Genomic DNA, 17,315 nt, shown 5'->3' on the forward strand with positions numbered 1-17,315 from the left:
CCAGAGCGCAGTCCCGGCTCTGTCCATGGCTCCGGCTGCGTAAAGAAGATTGTGCGCAAACGCGCCTCGGGCAACCCTCAGAAGTTGGTGCTTTTTCGATTGGTTAAGCTTTTACGAACAACTCGGCTAGGTATTTCACCCTCCACCCAACAGAGTGGTCGAACTCATGTTTTGACGAGTGAACCGGAAAGGCGCGCTTCGTGTTGCGCCATAGATTGTCTGAGACGGGCCTTACCATATGCACGTCCTCGGGCGCGTTGCATTCCGTGATTGAGCAGACTGCGCCCCCACGGGATGCGGCAAACCCGAGCTTGATCGATCGGTTGCCCTCAGAGGTTCTCTGCTGGGAGGGAACTCGATGGTTAAGGCCGTCGGCTCCGGTCCTGCCGGGCCCACCATATCCCTCATTTATGTTCTAAGGCCTCCGGCAGTGTCGTGGGCCAAGAGGATCACATCCCAGGTCTCTTGGCGCGACAGCTCGGAAAACTCGTCAGGAGCAGGAACGCTTGGTCATAAGTCCCCATTTAGAGCCCTCGCACTTACCGATGTAGTCCTCGCGGTCGAGACGAACGCAAAGATCGCACTCATCTTCCGAGGATGATCCAACCCGTCTTCTTCCAGCGCTCCACGATTTCTGAAACGCGGCGTGCGACAATTTTCGCCCAATGGCGGTTGCCATGAGATATGGACAAACCCTCAACCGCTGACAACAGGTCTTCCATCAATGGGACGCCTGCGAAGGCGCGCTGACATCCATAGAGGATGCTGCGCTTCGAGCCTGATCAAACATGGTGAGAACAGGCGCCAATCCGAAACCATCCAGGTCGCAGCAGCACCCAAACGGAAGCCCGGTGGAAAATTTGCGCTCCGGCTGGTCGTGGCGGTGTCGTTCGTACATCTAAATACCTCCATGGCGACGGAGACAACGGCACCAGAGCTAGCTGAAGGGACGAAGGCCGCTCTGGTGTCGTTGTCTGCCAGTGGGGAGGCGAGCCCCACAGGCTAAGGGGAATCTAGTGCGACTGGATCAGCCGGCCCAGAGGAGTAGGACTTTTGCGCGGGGGTGAGGGGACTGAAGTCCCATGGCGGAACATTTTCCCGCACCCCACGTTTCTGACGCTTAGGCCCCGTCGGCTAGGCACTTGCCCTCTCTGGAACCAATTTCTCCGCAGCCACGCTGCGGTTACTGTGCCCATGTCGACCGCACAAGCCTTCATTTGTGACCGTGGGTGCAAGAATGATCCGACATCCTGGACGGACTTCGAGCAGACTTGATCTGACAATGATCAATAGGCATTTGCGCCTTGCCCAGCGGCATGTCGAGGAGGCTGCCGGCGAGGTATCTATGCAACGGCAAGCGGTCGAAAGATTGCCAGCTCAAGGCGTCAGGACCAAAGTCGCTCGAATGTTGCTGAATGCCTACGAGGCACAACTCGAAATGCAGATCGCCACACGCGATCGTCTGGCGCGACTGAGGAATGAGGCGGAAGTCAAGCGCGGTTCATTCTTGACGCAGAGATGGCTTTGAGAGGCCAGCTTGACGAGGGCTTCATCTATCGACGGTTGAATTACAATCCGGCCGGCTTGGGTTTCCGCATCAACAGTGGCCCCTCATTTTTCGGGCATAGAGCGCATCCAGGGATCGCTCAGCCGTCAGGTTGCGCGCCAGGACGTCTATTAAAAGAGCTCCGAAAACAATAGCACGGCTGATCGTTCTGTTCAGGCACTCTCAGTGGCTCAAAGGCTAGAACCGGACCAGTGCCTGCCCGATCGAGACAAGCCGGGCCGACGGCGCGAAGTGCGGGCGTCCTCGGAAGATCAGCTAAGGCTGGCCAATCGTCGCAGCGCGCTGTTTCAGTCGATACATTATGCGCTCCCAGACGCACAAATCGGAAACAAACACGGCACACCCACACCTTCTGCTTTTAGAGAAGCAGCCCGTCAGTTCCGACGTTGTTTGGAGGTCATGACTAGCCAGTTTGTTTCACTGCTCTTGCGAATCCGGCGGCCCACAATCTCGCACGTTCTGAGTCGCGCCGCGCGACCACGAGGTAGACGATCATGGTATGAAATTTTGAAGTTGCGGCAGCTGCGCCGCTATTGTGATGCCTTTAGTCTACTGTCGCCGCTTTGCGGTTAGAAGGCCGGCTGATGCAATAGTTCTCGCAATGGCACCGCGTCAAAGGAGGCGAGCCAACACGATGCCCAAAGTTTTATCAGTGATCCTGGCGTTCAGCGGATTTTCACTTCAAACAATGGCTGCCGAACCAGTTGATGTCGACTGATTGCGCTAGGCTATTTCGGATCGGCTGACGGGATCATGCCGAGCTACCGCTCGGATAACGCACTGGAAATGAGAACTGATCGTTCAGGACAATGAGCAGCCTTATCAGTTGGCATTCAGCTTAGCGAGGCAACCAGACAAGTTTCGCGATATCGAGTGACGCTCCAGCGCCGCGGTTGAATTCGCCTGTGTTCGACACAGTACGTTTCAACCCGCGGCAGCAACATGAAATAAGACTCGCCATTGAAAAAAGGGCAACGCCACACCGTCGCTCTCGGCCGGTCTCTGCCTGCGCTCAACTGGGCAGAGCGCCCGACTTTTTCGCCGTCCAGGTGGCGATGAAGTCCATCAGGCCCGGGTTGAGGCAGTCATAGGGCTCAATACCAAGGTCTCGCAGGCGAGCCACGCCGAAGCTTCGGCGTCCAGTGAAATTGCGATGGCGGCTAACAGGACAGCGAGTCCGACGAGGGTGGAAGATAGCGCAAGTGTCCATGGCGTCATCATGACGGCTCCCCACTGGACGAAGGCCCTCTTCTGTCGATCCAGCGCATCGTGGGAGTTACGGTTATGCCGTGGACCACGATTGAAGCCAGCACGATCAGTACTACCGTAGCCCAGATTGTCTCGAATCCATCGAACTCCGCCTGTCCCGTTGCGTAGGCAAGGTAGTAGATCGATCCGAGGCCTCTGATCCCAAAGACTGCGATCACCGCGGTTTCTCCTGGCGAATGCCCCGACCCGACCAGGCACAGCCAGCCCATAAGAGGTCGGACCAACAGGAGCGCGAGCACCGCAACGACGCCTACGCGCCAGTCGACGGCAGCCAAGAGCTGGCCGCTAACGGCGACCGATCCAAGGCATACCAAAAGTACCATCATCAGCAACCGTTCAATTTGTTCGGCGAAATCGTGAAGCTGCTCGTGGAAGTCGTTGTCCCGCTCGCTCGCCCGGAACGCCACGGCCGCGAGAAACACCGCGACAAAGCCGTATCCGCCGACGAGCTGGGTAAGCCCGTAAGTAACGAACGTCATGCCAAGAGCGACAAACCCGTCCTGCGTTTTCGCAAGTCCGCCGCCACGCATTCGAAACGAAAGAACTCCAAACAGTTTGCCCAGCCCCCAACCTAAAGCGGTGCCCGCACCGAGCCGCCATGCGACGTCGAGCGCGGCCCAGTGTGCAAGGACGTCAGTCCCCTCCTTCGCTGCCAGTGCAATGGCAACGGCAAGGTGAACGAACGGAAATGCAAGCCCGTCGTTCAGGCCCGCCTCCGACGTCAGGGCGAAACGAACCTCGTCCTCCTCTCCTGACCGCGGCGGTCCGACCTGGACGTCGCTGGCGAGCACGGGATCTGTCGGCGCGAGCGAGGCTCCAAACAGGAGCGCCGACGCAAGGCCGAGACCCAGTATCCAAAACCCGAGGAAAGCGAGTGCGGCAATGGTCAGAGGCATCGCTAAACCTAGAAGACGCCAGGTTGTCCCCCAGCGCTGCCAACCGAAGGGACGGTCAAGTTTCAGCCCCGCCCCCATCAACGCGACGATGACGACAATCTCGGTCATCCGTTCGGTGAACTCCCGATTTTCCAGAGGATTGAAGCGCGGCAGCAGGGGAAAGGGAGACAAGGCCAACAGCGTGCCGATGGCGAGACAGGCTATCGGGAGCGAGAGAGGAAGACGCCGGAACGCCATCGGCAACCACGCCGTCAGGAGGACAACGAAGCCGAGGACCGTCAGCGTAACGATGTAGGCGTCCATTCATCCTGCTTTCTGCTGGAGCCCGAAGACGCGATAGCCTCAATCTTTCCCTGAAATGGCACTTGGCCAGTCGTTTGACGGCTCGTCGAGGATACCGCAAGAACTGTCTTCAGCCGGATCGGGATCACGCGCGAGCGCGTCACGGAGGCCTGGGAGCTGATCGCGGATGGCGTCGAAGATGTCTTCCTGTCGGACACCTTCGACTACGAACGTATCAATGAGTTCTTCCAGCTTCAGCCTGAGGTCATCCTTCCATTCCCTGGAGTGCGTATGGTTGGTCATTTTCTCCTCCTTCTTTTCGGCATGTCATCTGCGAGTTCGATCCAAACCGGGGCATGGTCGCTGGTGTGTTCCCAGCCTCGGACGTCCTTATCGACGCCCGCCTTGACGAGCCTTTCGCCAACCCCGGGACTGAGAAGGAAATGGTCAATCCTCAAGCCTGCATCCCGGCCGTATGCATTCCGGAAATAGTCCCAGAACGTATAAACCCGCTTCCCCGGGTTCAGATGGCGAAGTGCGTCAGTCCACCCCTGTTCGACGAGTTCCCGGTATGCATCGCGAACCTCTACCCGGAACAACGCGTCATCCACCCATCGCTCGGGCTTGTAGACATCCAGTTCGGTAGGCATGACGTTGTAGTCGCCGGCAAGAACGACGGGGACTTTCAGGGCGAGCAGTTCGTCAGCATACTCCGCCAGGCGCTTGAACCAGGCGAGCTTGTAGTCGAATTTTGGCCCTGGGTAGGGATTGCCGTTCGGCAAGTAGAGACAGCCAATCACCATGCCGTCGATAGCCGCTTCGACGTAGCGGCTATGCAAATCGTCGGGGTCTCCGGCAAGTCCCCTACGGATAAGTAGCGGTTCGCGACCTTTTTCGAGGATTGCTACCCCGTTCCAACCTTTCTGACCGTGCCAGATGGCACCGTAGCCTGCCGCCTCAATAGCTTTGGCGGGGAATTTGGCGTCAGGGGCCTTCAACTCCTGTAAACACACGACGTCAGGCGAGGCCCGTTCAAGCCAACTCAACAGCACTTCCAGGCGGCCGTTGACACCGTTGACGTTGTAAGTCGCGATTTTCACTTGGACTCATGATCGCCCTTGTCGCCCTCCCCGGGTTTTGCGTCGTGTTTCGCCTTTTGGCGTTTGTCAGCGGACAAGGATCGACTCACATCCACTGATTCTTTGAACTTGCCGTCTTCGTCCCGCCGGACGTAGCGCTTGTCGGTTCCGGTATCGATCAGTTCTCTCTTTGACATGCGTGCCTCCCTGGTTGTCGATGGAAACGCACGGAAAGAGGAAAAGTTACAGCCCGACCGCGTTGGGTGTAACGGCAAACTCGGGTTCATCTCGACGCGTTCAGGCCTGTGTATCCCCGGCCTCGCTCTCAACTACCTCTCGACCTTTCCAGCCCCGCTCCGAAAGAAGAGTGAGCGCTGGCTAGAGCTTGCAATCGCTTCCCGCTTTCAAGGCCTTGGCAAACGCTCGTCAGCCGCTCACGGCCGTCGCTGAATGCAGGAATGGTGGCATCCGCTTCTCCAGTTCCTCCAGAATGGCATCCATCCGGTAGGGCTTCGCCAGAAAGGAGACGCGATGTCCGTCGATTTCAGCCGCGGTATGGCCACCCGAAGTGACGATCACGGCGACACCTGCCGTGTAGCTGTGAACCAGTTTCACCAGATCAAAGCCGTTCAACGCGCCGGGCATGTCCACGTCGGTGATCAGCGCGTCGATCCGATGCCGACCCAGCACCGCGACAGCCTCCAGGACATTCGACGCCTCTAGCACTGCAAATCCTTCGTCTGCGAGGAAATCCCCCAATGTCATCCGGATCAACGGCTCATCGTCTACCACTAGGACGGTGCGCTGATACATTCTCGCCTCCGAAGCTCGTTGGCTCTCACCGCGCTCCCCACGAAGAAAGGGCGCCCGTGAATTGGACTCTTTGCCAACAAACTTAATAAAATGCCAACGATCGTCGCTCGCCCCTGCCATGCCGGCGCGCTTGTACGGAAGAACCAGAGAATCCCTGTGCGGTCGCGGTAAAACGGGGCAGCAATAATTGTTGTCGCTCCGGATGAAGGCAATTCAATCCGGTTTGTTCTCGGGGCCGTCTGGTTTGAGATTGGCATTGAGGCGAAGGGTGAGGAAAGTCATGACTGAGAGCACGATTGCTACGTCGTAAGCGCCGAGACCCACGGAGGTGCCGATCGCGCCTGTCGCCCAAAGGCTCGCTGCTGTCGCAGTTCCACGCACGCTTGCTTTGACAACAAGGATAGCTCCGCCTCCGATGAACCCCATGCCAGTGATCAGCCCTTCGACGATCCGGGCTGTGGCTTCCGGGCTTCCCGTGGTCAAGCGTTCGGTGGCCTGTATAAATCCGCAACTCGCTATGGCGACGAGTGGGAATGTGCGCAACCCCGCGCTTCTTTCGCCCTTTTCCCGGTCCCATCCGATAGGAAGCGACAGTAAATATGCGCCCACGAGCGCGCCAAGATGTGGAATGACATCGAATGTTACTCCTAGTGCGGCAAGCTGATCGATCAAATTCCATCCTCCCTCGTTGTTGTCGACAGCACATAGAAGCGCAGACCAACACATCAAGCGGATGGCCCTGGCAACGTAGGCTCAGATGACGAGAAAGCCTCATGACCGACAAAACTACCCCGACACCCCCGACGGTAGGTACTTCGTCGTTCGTGGCCGTCTTTGGCGGAAAAGCGATCCAGCTCTCCCGGCAGACGAGCGCGATCGACTGGTCAGGGAGCTCATGTCCGCCCGACGGGAGGCGATAGCGTAGCGACGATCGTTGCAAGGAGCCGGGTCGACAAAGCCAAGATCGCCCTTGGCGAGAGAGGTCCCGTCGGGTGGGACGACGGTAAGCCGGACTTCAACAGGCATTTAATGGAAAACACCCCGTATGCGGATTGGTTCGCATCTTTGTAGCCAGTGCGGCACAACTGATCGCGGCAACATCCTGATAACGTCATTTCGGGGTAAGGCCTTTGCTACGTTGAACTTGTCGGACGAAAACCCATCTAAGCTGCATGCCGAAACAAAAGAATGAAATCGAGCTCCTCAGGAGTTGGACCTTGCCGCCAGCGGCTACACTCGGGTCATCCGCGCGCGCTCATGGTATCCTGTTGGAAATGCGGGCGCGACTTCCCCTATCGTCGAAGAAATCGCTCGTTCTGGAGGCGTGTGAACTCGTGCTGACAATGCCAGCGAACGACAAGAGCCAATTCGACACCGCATCGGGCATCGTCTCCTCCGCGATGAAGGACATCGAAAACCTCCCCGTGATTCCCCGCGAGACACAGGACATCCTGACAATCAAGCCAGGCGAGCGACATCGGTGGCTAGCGGACGGTCGCCTCCCCAGCGTCGGGACACGGACGGTGCGACTGGCAGGACGGGCAAGGCAGATTACCTTCCACGTCTTTGATCCGCGGGTCGTCGAAGAATTCTTGACCGCGGGCTGGTGGATCAATGGCGGGACGAAGATGTAGATGCTGCCGCCGAGAACCGCCGGAGGGCCGCATACAAAGCGAAGCTGACGCGTCCAGTTCCCAGCGGAAGTGGGCGGCAACGTTCCCCCAGTAAACGGGCTCGTAGCCAGTGTCGGCGCCATTTACAGCCAGCTTTCCATTAAGCCAGCGCCTGAATGGCTTCCCAAGTTCAATGCCTTGCTTCTCGTCACGCACCTTCACACCCTGAACATAGATCAAATTCCGCATACACGGTGGCTCCGGTTCCAATAGTTGGGTCTGACCAAATTTTGTATCTAATTTCTGGTCAGTAAGCGGTGCGGCTTGCATACTGACCAAAATTTGTATACTTTTTTTGGTCAGAAAGCGGATGCACGATGCCTGACCCAACCTCTGATACCCTCAAACGAATCCGTGACCGGATCGCAAAGGCTGCACCTTCCGGCGTCTGGTCCCGAGCCGACTTCCTGGACATCGGTACGCCGAACGCCGTCGAAAAAGCGCTCCAGCGGCTGGTGCTTCGCGGCGAAATTCGCCGGCCCTACCGCGGTCTTTACGACAAGCCAGGCACGAGCAAGTTGACCGGGCAAATGGTCTTTCCGCCACGCTCCTCCTTCGTCGACGCCATCGCCCGACGGGATAAGCTTCGGGTGCTCGTTGACGGCATGACTGCCGCAAATGACCTCGGCTTGACCACGGCGGTGCCCGCCAGGTCTACGATTTACGCGGACACCTACCCGAGAACAATTACGATTGAGGCCAATGCCGGCGACCCAAACGCAACCAAGCCAGTTATCTTCACACTCGACTTCAAGCGCGTCTCCGCCAAGACGGCCTATTGGGCTGGCCGCCCCGCAATGCGCATCGTACAGGCTCTCAACTGGTTTCGAGACGACCGGCCAAATATTGAAACCGCCATCGCTGGAATCGTCCGATACCTGTCGCGAAGTCCGCACAGACAACTCATCATCCAGGATCTCCGAGAAAACATTCACGCTCTTCCCGCATGGATGTATTCCGTTGTGAATTCCATCATCTGCGAACTGCCCTCCCCAAACGAAGATGGAAAAGCAGAGCAGGAACCAGAGACTCGACATGCATCCAACCTTCCTTGAGATCCTCCGGTCGAGCCCCGATGAGCAAAGAGCGCTCTTTTCTGCGGCCGCAGCAGGCCTCAATACGCGGGCAGAGAACACCGAGAAAGACCTCTATGTCTGTTGGGTACTCGACTTCCTCTTCAATCGTCGTCCGGAGGGATCGGCGCGACTCTACTTCAAGGGGGGCACGAGCCTCAGCAAGGCTTACGGACTGATCCAGCGCTTTTCCGAAGACATCGACATCGGAATCTACAAGGCCGACCTTAACGTTCCTCTCGAAGCTGACATTGCCGCGCTGAAGTCCGTAAACCAGCAGCAGAAGGTGCTGGCGGAGCAGGTCGATGAGGCCGCCCGGCAGTACATTTCCGGCCCTCTCAGGGAGCTGCTCTCAACCGAAATTGCCGACGTAGAAAAGTCGATCGACCGCGCCGGGCACTTCTCCCTCTCATTCGGTTTCGACGCATATCGAACAAAGAAGCGCCGGACGTTCTCGTCGTCGGCTACAAAAGCGTCTTCGACCCCAGCGGCGGCTATGTTGAGGCCGCGGTGCGGATCGAAGGTGGAGCTCGTCCCGATCCGGTCCCGGCTGAGCCACGCCATATCGTGCCTTATGTGGCCTCGATGTTCGCAGCGGAAAGCGACCTTTCCGTATCAAACGTGATGACCGTCAAGCCCGAGCGCACTTTTTGGGAAAAGGTCCTCATTTTGCACGCGATGACGAAGATGTCGGAGAAACGGAGGGTAGACGCAGATCCGGCCCGCAAGGTCCCAGATCTTAACCGCTACTCACGACATTACTACGATGTTCACCAGATATGGAACCATGCCGACTACGGTGCCAAGACCGCCTCGATGAGCGATCTCGCGGAGGCAAGCCGCCGGCACAAGGAATTGATGTTTCGAGCACCTGACCATCGCTATGACCGCGCTGTACCTGGCACTTATCGATTGATGCCGACGGCCGATATGCGCGAGAAACTCGCAGCTGACTACCAACGCATGTCTGCAATGATCTTCGGCGGACCGCCGGCTCTCGACGACGTCCTGGGTAGCATTGCGCAGTTGGAGAAGTTCCTGAACGAGTTGGTTCAACCGAAGGCCTGATCATTCCCGTGCCCTCGCGCTTTCACGAAGCCTTGAGGCTCGGTGATAGCCGCATCAGCGCCATCAGCATTGGTCCGAGTGAAAACTCCCCCCGCTCGGCCTTTCGCGTCAGATCGCGCAGATAACCGCCGGCCGAATTGATGTGCCCTGCCCTTTCGAGAATGCATGCCATGATAGCGGCCGCGTTCTCCGCCCCAAGGATCCCGCAGGCCTCCTCGTAGGCGCTCGGACTGACCCCGAGCATCGATCGAACCACCACGGCGGCCGACATCAGGTCCCGCCAGCTCTCGATCGCGCCGCTTCACGCAAGGAATACGAGGGTACGAGCCGGTAAATCGAGACCGTCGCCAGCGTCTCGACGCGCTTCGAACTGGAGATGGCCGTCTGCTGTCAAAACACCTGAAGGCAGAGATTTGCAGAGAGCTTGATCGCCTCGAATTGCTGCTAGCACAAATCAAGGATGTAGAAGCAGAGCGAGATGCCTTAATCGCCCACGAGACGCCGGAAACGCCGGCAGGAGCGACCGCTCTTTTGGGCATCAGAGGAATTGGTCCAGAGTTCGCTACGATACTCTACACGGAAGGCCTGTTCCGACACTTCGATAATCGACGCCAAATCGCATCTTACGCGGGCCTCGCCCCCTCGCCTTGGCAAAGCGGCAATGTCAATCGTGAGCAAGGCGTATCGAAAGCGGGAAATCCGCGATTACGAGCGACAATGGTCGAGCTCGCCTGGCTATGGCTGCGGCATCAACCAAAGTCGGCGCTAACGATATGGTTCAAAGAGCGCATCACACGCTACAGCGGCCGCCTTAAAACGCCGATGATTGTAGCACTGGCTCGCAAGTTGCTGGTTGCTCTGTGGAAGTACGTGAGTTCCGGTGTCGTAATAGAGGGCGCGATCATGAAAAGCGCCTGAACGCAAACGCAGACACTATCGTCAGCACACTCATCCTCAGGGCCTGATCAGTCCTGACGGATCCAGGTGGACGGACCGGGAAACCTTTTGGCTCTCAAACGCCGATCTTGAGTTTGGTCCCGTTCTCCTGAGCCCGTGCCCGTCGAAAACGGGATAGTGGTGCAGCCGCTACGGACGGCGACCGAATGTGAGGTTGTACAGGCCCGCGAACGGGCCGGTAAGACTATGGGCTCAGACCGTGGGACCGCCAAAATTATCGTCGCTGACCGAGGCGTTGGCGTGCTGAGCAGTTTAAAATCCAACCCCGCTTATGCCCACCTAAACGATCATGGGCGCGCGATTGAACTCGTTCTGTCCGAAGGCATCTCACGATACTACGACGAAGAGGGTCATGGGTTCGGATTTCGCCCCCTTTTTGTCGGATTAGCTAACATTGCTCGGAATTTGCGGTTTCGATCGGGGGACCATGCCCGCGAGATCGTTCGAACCCCGGGAGGTCCGCTGATATCACGAACCTACGAGCTTGCTCCCCTCCCCGGCTTCTTTTGCTCGGTGACTTGTGCTGTTTAGAGCATGCACGAAGCTCCCACCTCACTTGGTTAGCAGACCTTTAACCATCTATATTAACTAGTAGAATTTCTTAAAAGGAAAACAATAGGCCCGACGCTTCCGTCACCCACACACCGATCTCGATGCCTATTCACTATCGATAGGTTTCAGGTATGGATGGTGATGGCTCCGAGAACGCAAAGACTCGCTCCCGGATCAGCACGGGGAGAATCACCTGCGAGATAGAATGGACTGACCGAAGGGGCGGGTCCAGTGTGAGCGCTATCCGCCTCGCATTATTCTCCAGATTCTCCTTCCAATGAGTTACGACGCCTTGCGACCTCGTTTGGAGCTGCCAGTCAGCACGATTTCGGCTACAGAAGCCCGCTGGAGCGCTTTCTCTATCGCTCATGATTAGCTGACCATGTTCCCTTCCTTTTTGCGTCTGATGGCCTCCTATTTTTACCATAAAACACGCTTGCAACTTCCCTGTTTCTCACGCATTTTCTCATCCTCAATCAAGCAGCGGTTCGAAGGCGTGATGGCGAAGCAACAAACAGCTGATGTCCAACCTCTGCAGAGGCTAATCGGTTACGCCCGCATGTCGTCGGATGACCAGGCTGGCGATACCCAGCTGGACGAGCTGCGGGGCGCCGGCTGCGATCGGATCTATCAGGAGCATGGCGCCGGCGTTTCGCGCGCTCGGCCTGTCTTGACCAAATTGCTGGGCGAGCTCACCTCGGGAGACGTGCTCGTCGTCGTCCGCCTCGATCGCCTGGCCAGATCGGTAAGCCATTTGCTGCAAGTCATCCGGGATCTTGAACATCGCGGGGTGCACTTTCGGTCAATCCACGACCCGATCGATACCTCAACTCCGCAAGGCATGTTTTCCCTTACGGTCCTCGACGCCGTCGAAAAGCTTGAGCGTTCGCTGAACGCCGAGCGAACCAAAGCGGGCATCAAGGCCGCGAAGGCTCGAGGCAGGCTGCCTGGAAACCCGGGTCTTCGAGAAAGGCGGCCGGAGGCGATTGCAGCGGTTTCAAAGGCGCGTGAGAAACTCTATCTCGATCAGCTGATCGCGTCTTCACAGGCGTGGCTTCCGATGGTGCGGCAACTCCGGCCTCAGCACAGCTGGGATAATGTCGTTCGCGTTCTTAACCGACGTGGCCAGGACTGGACCGTCGAACGCCTTCGTCGCGCCGTGCATCGCATGGTCCGCGCAAAGCTCGCGGAAAATGATCTGCTGGCCCGATCCCCGCGTCGCGCCCCCGAAGACCATTTAATGCAACTGGTGGCGGCGATCGCGATCGCCGATCCCGATCTGTCGCTTCGCGAAATTGCCGCGGAACTGGACAAACTGGGAGAGCGGCCGAAGGGAGGTACCAGAAAATGGATCCCCTCCTCCGTCCGCGACTTGCTGGACGAGGCCCACCGGTTCGGCCTCATCCGCCGCTGAGGCACATTCTATCAGGCGCCATATCCGACATTCTGCCGAAGGAATGTCCGCGACGGCGAGCGCTTGGCTGACGTGACACACTCACTGCGCCGAACCCGCCTTGCTTCACTGGCCGCCAGTGATCGAGGGGATGGCCTGCACGATGCCGAACTTGCAGACGAGCCCGAGCCCCCTCGCAAGGCTCGGTGCCGCGGCAGTTCCCTCTCCTCCCCTGCCCTCCCGATCCGTCCCGGCCATACAAGGACAACGTCAGGCCCGACCAGGGCGGCGCGGCCGCCAGACAGGGCACCGCTACGACAATGGCTGAGAGCGCCGACAGCCACCGCGCAGGTGATCATTCGTTTTCCGGGCACACCCGAAGTCTGATGAATGACCATCGGTTCACGAACAGGCCCCCCATTCCAGCTCGGACGCGCGGGGTACGTACCATGCCATTCCAAGCCCGAATGTGATCCGAAACGCAATCATAGTGCCCAGCAGGTTCGCTCACTTTGCTTGATGACCCGACCGTCTCAAAAATTTTAATTGCACGCACATATCGTTTGGCCCTGAAGAGCAGTATCGATTTTACAGCAGCTGGGGCAATTGAGCGCCCAATCGAAACCTACCACTGGCAGGCAAGCCCTCTCGGCCCCAGGGAGCATTGGCCAAACCGTCTAAGCGCTGCAATGGATATTCTGCTGCCGGCGCAGGCCAAGATCGCGCTTTTTTTGGGGCGAAGAATTCGTCGCCCTTTACGACGAAGCCTATGCACCCACCATCGGTGAGCACCCTCGCGCATTTGGCCGTCCTGCTCGAGAAAACTGGGGTGAACTGTGGAGCGATCTCTCCTATTCGCCCGTCCGCGACGAAGAGCGCCGCGTTCGCGGGTCCTTTGCATCGTCAACGAAACAACGGACCGGGTGAAATTCGAGAGTGCATTGCAGGCAAGCGAAGAGCGACTGAGGGCGATTTTTTCGCAGTCCGCTGCAGGGATCGTTCAGACAGACCTCAGGGGCCACCTTCTCCTGGTCAATAACCTCTTCTGCGAGATCCTCGGCTATAGCGAAAGCGAGCTGTTATCGATGCGAATGCGGGATATCTGTGTTGCCGGAGACATCACCGAGGCAGACCGGCTCTTTGAAACGATGGCTGAACGCGGTCGGAGTTTTGAGATGGAGAGCCGCCTTCTGCGAAAAGATGGCGCGTTGGTCTGGGTGGCGAGTTCGGTTCGGCGCTTCGCGACAGAGATGGCGGTTTCCAGCAAGCGACCGCTATCATTGTCGACATTACCGAACGCAAGCGCGCAGGACGTCGAGCGTCGCCTGGCCGCGATTATTGCTTCGTCCAACGATGCCATCCTGGCATCGACCTTGGTATGTAAATCACGCGTTGGAACACTGGCGCCGAACGGCTCTACGGATATACGGCTGACGAGGCCGATCCGTCCTGGTCTTGGTTCCTGAGGACCGCCAGGGTGAGGAGCCTGCAATCTTGCGCCTAAGGACGGTCGAAGCGTCCCTGTCCTCCTCAGCGTCTCACCGATCTATGACACCTATGGCGTGATCATCGGCGCATCGAAAATTGCGCATGACATCTCGGCCCGAAAAGACGCAGAACGCCTACAGAGCGTCTCGTCGGTGAACTGAACCATCGGGTGAAAAACCTTTTTTGCGACTGTCCTTGCGATCTCGCGCCAAACGCTTGGCCACGGCCAAATAGATGCCGCGGACGTGCGCTCATTCGAGGCGCGGCTATCTTCCATGGCACGCGCTCATGATCTTCTGACCCACGGGACAAGGGAGCAGGCGGAACTACGGGCGATCGTCGAACAGCAGATTTCGCGCTAATTTCCGGACCGATCTGCCGTCACCGGCCTTCAATCCAGGTCCCTCCAAGGGCAGTCGCGTCGATCTGCCTGGCTTCATGAATTCGCCACGAATGCAGCCAAGTAGGCTGCACCTGCGGACGACCAAGCCCGCGTCTCGATCGCTTGGGCAATACAAACTGGGACCGGGTCTCCCGCGAGATGGGTCATGCGATGGGAGGAAACCGGAGGCCCGCTTGTGACCCCACCGACCTGCAGAGGTTTTGGGATCCCGGCTGATCGAGAGCCTGATGGCCGCCTAGCTCAATGGCACGGTCAAGATCACCTATGACCCAAGGGGCGTCGTACGCGAGGTCGATGCCAATCTTCTTAGCGAATGGGATAGCAGCCAAAATCTCATTGAGCTGGAAGCCTGGCGTGCATTTCCTGCCATGAGCGTCGATTGGGTGCGCGATCACAATAATGCTCGAGCGTACCTTTTCGTTTTCGCGCAGCGCCGGTTCCGTCACCACGGGGCAAGTAGCCAGCGATCGTTTGAGGTAGTCTTGCCAGAAGCTGGGCGGCGCCATGATGTGCGTCATCATCACCTACGCGTCCCAATGCCTTCGAACCCGCGCTGGCACGCAGTTGTTCCCCGGTCGCTCATGCCAAAAGAAATTCAATAAGCGGGCGCGATTTCAGCGGCAAGCTGCTGTTCGGCTTAAAGGAGGCCGATCACCGTTCGCATTTGCGCCGAGGCGGAATGTGTTTCGGCAAGAGGCTGCACAAAGCGCCGAGTGTTTCGCCAGAGACGTGGCCACAATTAAGCTCCCAGTGACCTGTTCAAGCCATGAAACCTTAAGATCCAAAACCCTGACAGCTGTCAGGGTTTGATGGAAATCACGCGGCAGACCGTGCAGGGGAGCGCCTTAAGTCGATCGCCCCCGTGCTTGCTGTCTGAGGAACGATGCGTACGGCTCCCTCGTCATGTTTGGGAGGCTCGCTATCCAAAAACCCTGACAGCTGTCAGGATTTCTCATCGGGAAGTCTGATCACCCGCCACTCAACCGAAGACCACTTCATCCAGGACATTCATCAATAGACGGCACCGCCACTGAGTCCGTCGCGTCGCGCAAAGGAACAATCTGCAAGGCGAACGCGCCCATAAACGCCGGTCGGGTTTGCCCGCAACCCTTAGCTCAGCTCCCGCCTCCGCCCTGCCGTCACCGTGGCGACAGATCATTGTCCCGGTCGCTGGCCACACGAACACCGCCCACGACAGAAGCGAGACCGGGTTTCTGTTCACGCAGATGCCTCCGATCTGCGTACTGACATTCGGGCGCATGGGTCGATAGCCAGCTCAGTGAAAGGGAAGGCGGGCGAATGACCAAGGAAGCCACGTTCTTCACCTTAGGCACGAACAGCTGCCATTCGGCGTGAACCCCACAATGACCAATGGTCGAACGAGCAATTCAAGTGACGGGCCGGTCTCACCGGGCTGGAATTGCCACCCTTTTGAGATCGGGCCCCACCGTACCGAGAGAGAAACCGTTTTTCGTCATCAGGTCCGTTTCCATTTCGGGAGAGGTCAGCCTCGCTTCGCGGATCGACTTCGATCTACAGCCAGAGAGATGGTCGCCCGGGGTTTAGCCAACGCGCCGCTCCGAGCCTCCATTTGCCCTCAACAAAGCCATCAGCATCGGCCCGAGGGAGAATTCGCCACGCCGTGCCTTTGTCGTCAGGTCGCGCAGGTAACCTCCGGCCGAATTGATGTGCCCTGCCCGCTCAAGGATGCAAGCGACCGCAACCGCAGCATTTTCAGGCCCCATCACATCGCAAGCATCCTGATAGGCGTTCGGGCTTACCCCCAACATCGAACGGACCACGACCGCCGCGGACATCAGGTCACGCCAGCTCGATACGGCTCCTTCCTGGGCGTACAGTGCGATCTCCGGGCAGGCTCGCATCACCATGCTGAGCGGAAAAGCCTTGATCGGCTCGTTCACCAACCGCTTTGTTGGTTCGGATTCTGCCTCCAGCTGCTGTCCAGAGCCAGGTTCAAGTTCATATAAGGATTCGGTATGTGAATTCTGTATGTGGCGCTCATTTTGAGCATCATTGCTGCTCAAACTTTCCGAATTATCCAAAATATCCAACTGATTGACGATCTCCGAGCAAAGCAGTTCCATCTCGTCGAGGATCGGTGTCAGGTCATGGATGGTTGGGGATCGCGGTATCCGGGCAACGAGAGCCTGATAAATATCTTCGATCTTTCTCCAATCGCCGCTCGCACCTTCTTCAATTGCTGCAGAGATGAGCTTGCGGGCGTCGCGTCTACGGATCGTGAGCGCTTCTTTGGTTTTCCGAAGCAAGGCGTGCTCGGCAGCCACCTGCTGCGCCAGCTGCGCAAGTTCCTCCGATCGGGCGAGAAGTGGGGAAAGATCGAAACCAAAAGCATCCTGAACGTCGCCAGCCCTGTCCTTGCGGGCGTAGCGCTTCCCGTTTGCACTGTCTTTGCGATTGATCAATCCGGCATCAACAAGCGCTGCCAGGTGCCGTCGCAGCGTCGCGCCCGCAATACCGTGCGCACGCACCGACAGTTGGGCATTCGACGGAAAAACGATGAGAGAATCTCCCTGCCGGAGATAAGTCTCGGGATAGAAGCTCAAAAGCGCGTCAAGGACGGCAAGAGAACGATCCTGTAGCCCAAGATGCGCCCTGGCTTCACAGGCATCCCGGAACACTTTCCATTTGTCGGCCGGTTTGTTCGGCCGGATCTCGATCGACGCTTTTTGTCGCTTTAACAGCGCAAGCGTCATCGGCCGCCGCCCAAAAGGCGTCGTCACACTTCCACTTTGCATCTTCCTTCACCCTTCAGAAGGCAAA

12 protein-coding genes and 6 pseudogenes are annotated in these 17,315 nt (G+C 58.0%); 8 read left to right on the forward strand and 10 right to left on the reverse strand.

Translation table 11 applies throughout. From position 1 onward, the window contains the following. Positions 1-2,579 precede the first annotated feature (2,579 nt). The 7 genes and pseudogenes from IB272_RS32180 to IB272_RS32210 all read right to left on the reverse strand — a co-directional run. Positions 2,580-2,690, reverse strand: a pseudogene (locus IB272_RS32180) (aldehyde-activating protein); the annotation flags it as partial. A gap of 94 nt (positions 2,691-2,784) precedes the next feature. Then, the gene (locus IB272_RS32185; protein WP_192445758.1) at positions 2,785-4,035 is read right to left on the reverse strand and encodes a cation:proton antiporter; all 1,251 of its coding nucleotides are present in this window, start codon (positions 4,033-4,035) and stop codon (positions 2,785-2,787) included. A gap of 39 nt (positions 4,036-4,074) precedes the next feature. Next, a complete protein-coding gene (locus IB272_RS32190) occupies positions 4,075-4,317 on the reverse strand; it encodes a hypothetical protein (RefSeq protein ID WP_060644969.1) in 243 nt (80 codons plus the stop codon). Beyond that, positions 4,314-5,114 (reverse strand): exodeoxyribonuclease III, encoded by an 801-nt coding sequence (xth, locus tag IB272_RS32195; RefSeq protein ID WP_192445759.1) that lies wholly within the window; start codon positions 5,112-5,114, stop codon positions 4,314-4,316. The genes IB272_RS32190 and xth overlap by 4 nt, the downstream gene beginning before the upstream one ends. Next, the gene (locus IB272_RS32200; RefSeq protein ID WP_060644967.1) at positions 5,111-5,290 is read right to left on the reverse strand and encodes a hypothetical protein; all 180 of its coding nucleotides are present in this window, start codon (positions 5,288-5,290) and stop codon (positions 5,111-5,113) included. Before IB272_RS32200 ends, xth begins: the two co-directional genes overlap by 4 nt. 229 nt (positions 5,291-5,519) lie before the next feature. Continuing rightward, positions 5,520-5,906 (reverse strand): response regulator, encoded by a 387-nt coding sequence (locus IB272_RS32205; RefSeq protein ID WP_113135621.1) that lies wholly within the window; start codon positions 5,904-5,906, stop codon positions 5,520-5,522. A 213-nt stretch (positions 5,907-6,119) separates the two neighbouring features. Continuing rightward, the gene (locus tag IB272_RS32210; protein ID WP_060645007.1) at positions 6,120-6,578 is read right to left on the reverse strand and encodes an MgtC/SapB family protein; all 459 of its coding nucleotides are present in this window, start codon (positions 6,576-6,578) and stop codon (positions 6,120-6,122) included. A gap of 500 nt (positions 6,579-7,078) precedes the next feature. Here IB272_RS32210 and IB272_RS32215 point away from each other — a divergent pair. From IB272_RS32215 to IB272_RS32225, 3 genes and pseudogenes are all read left to right on the forward strand, one after another. Beyond that, positions 7,079-7,683, forward strand: a pseudogene (locus tag IB272_RS32215) (hypothetical protein). Between the two features lie 213 nt (positions 7,684-7,896). Next, positions 7,897-8,634: a DUF6088 family protein gene (locus IB272_RS32220; RefSeq protein ID WP_192445760.1), complete on the forward strand. Its 738-nt coding sequence runs from the start codon at positions 7,897-7,899 to the stop codon at positions 8,632-8,634. Then, positions 8,615-9,720, forward strand: a pseudogene (locus IB272_RS32225) (nucleotidyl transferase AbiEii/AbiGii toxin family protein). Before IB272_RS32220 ends, IB272_RS32225 begins: the two are co-directional and overlap by 20 nt. Positions 9,721-9,742: 22 nt before the next feature. On the opposite strand, the pseudogene repC (IB272_RS32230) reads toward IB272_RS32225, so the two are convergent. Beyond that, positions 9,743-10,018: pseudogene (gene repC, locus IB272_RS32230) on the reverse strand (replication initiation protein RepC); the annotation flags it as partial. A 2-nt stretch (positions 10,019-10,020) separates the two neighbouring features. Between repC (IB272_RS32230) and IB272_RS32235 the strand changes: the two are divergent. The 5 genes and pseudogenes from IB272_RS32235 to IB272_RS35690 form a co-directional block, all read left to right on the forward strand. Next, positions 10,021-10,638: pseudogene (locus IB272_RS32235) on the forward strand (transposase); the annotation flags it as partial. Positions 10,639-11,728: 1,090 nt separating this feature from the next. Next, positions 11,729-12,643 (forward strand): recombinase family protein, encoded by a 915-nt coding sequence (locus tag IB272_RS32240; RefSeq protein ID WP_192445766.1) that lies wholly within the window; start codon positions 11,729-11,731, stop codon positions 12,641-12,643. A 902-nt stretch (positions 12,644-13,545) separates the two neighbouring features. Further along, positions 13,546-14,088: a PAS domain S-box protein gene (locus IB272_RS35680; protein WP_348646833.1), complete on the forward strand. Its 543-nt coding sequence runs from the start codon at positions 13,546-13,548 to the stop codon at positions 14,086-14,088. A gap of 78 nt (positions 14,089-14,166) precedes the next feature. Continuing rightward, entirely contained in the window at positions 14,167-14,271 is a 105-nt protein-coding gene (locus tag IB272_RS35685) for a hypothetical protein (RefSeq protein WP_348646834.1), read from the forward strand. Positions 14,272-14,340: 69 nt separating this feature from the next. Then, a complete protein-coding gene (locus tag IB272_RS35690; protein WP_348646835.1) occupies positions 14,341-14,472 on the forward strand; it encodes an HWE histidine kinase domain-containing protein in 132 nt (43 codons plus the stop codon). Between the two features lie 448 nt (positions 14,473-14,920). Here the strand turns inward: IB272_RS35690 and IB272_RS35210 are convergent. Both IB272_RS35210 and repC (IB272_RS32250) read right to left on the reverse strand, forming a co-directional pair. After that, positions 14,921-15,019: pseudogene (locus IB272_RS35210) on the reverse strand (Ku protein); the annotation flags it as partial. A 1,056-nt stretch (positions 15,020-16,075) separates the two neighbouring features. Beyond that, positions 16,076-17,290 carry a plasmid replication protein RepC gene (gene repC / locus IB272_RS32250; protein ID WP_192445761.1) on the reverse strand — a complete coding sequence of 405 codons (1,215 nt, stop codon included), beginning with the start codon at positions 17,288-17,290 and terminating at the stop codon, positions 16,076-16,078. Positions 17,291-17,315 lie beyond the last annotated feature (25 nt).

Origin of the sequence: Ensifer sp. ENS08 (assembly GCF_014852195.1) — a bacterium.
GTDB classification, from domain to species: Bacteria; Pseudomonadota; Alphaproteobacteria; order Rhizobiales; family Rhizobiaceae; genus Ensifer; species Ensifer adhaerens.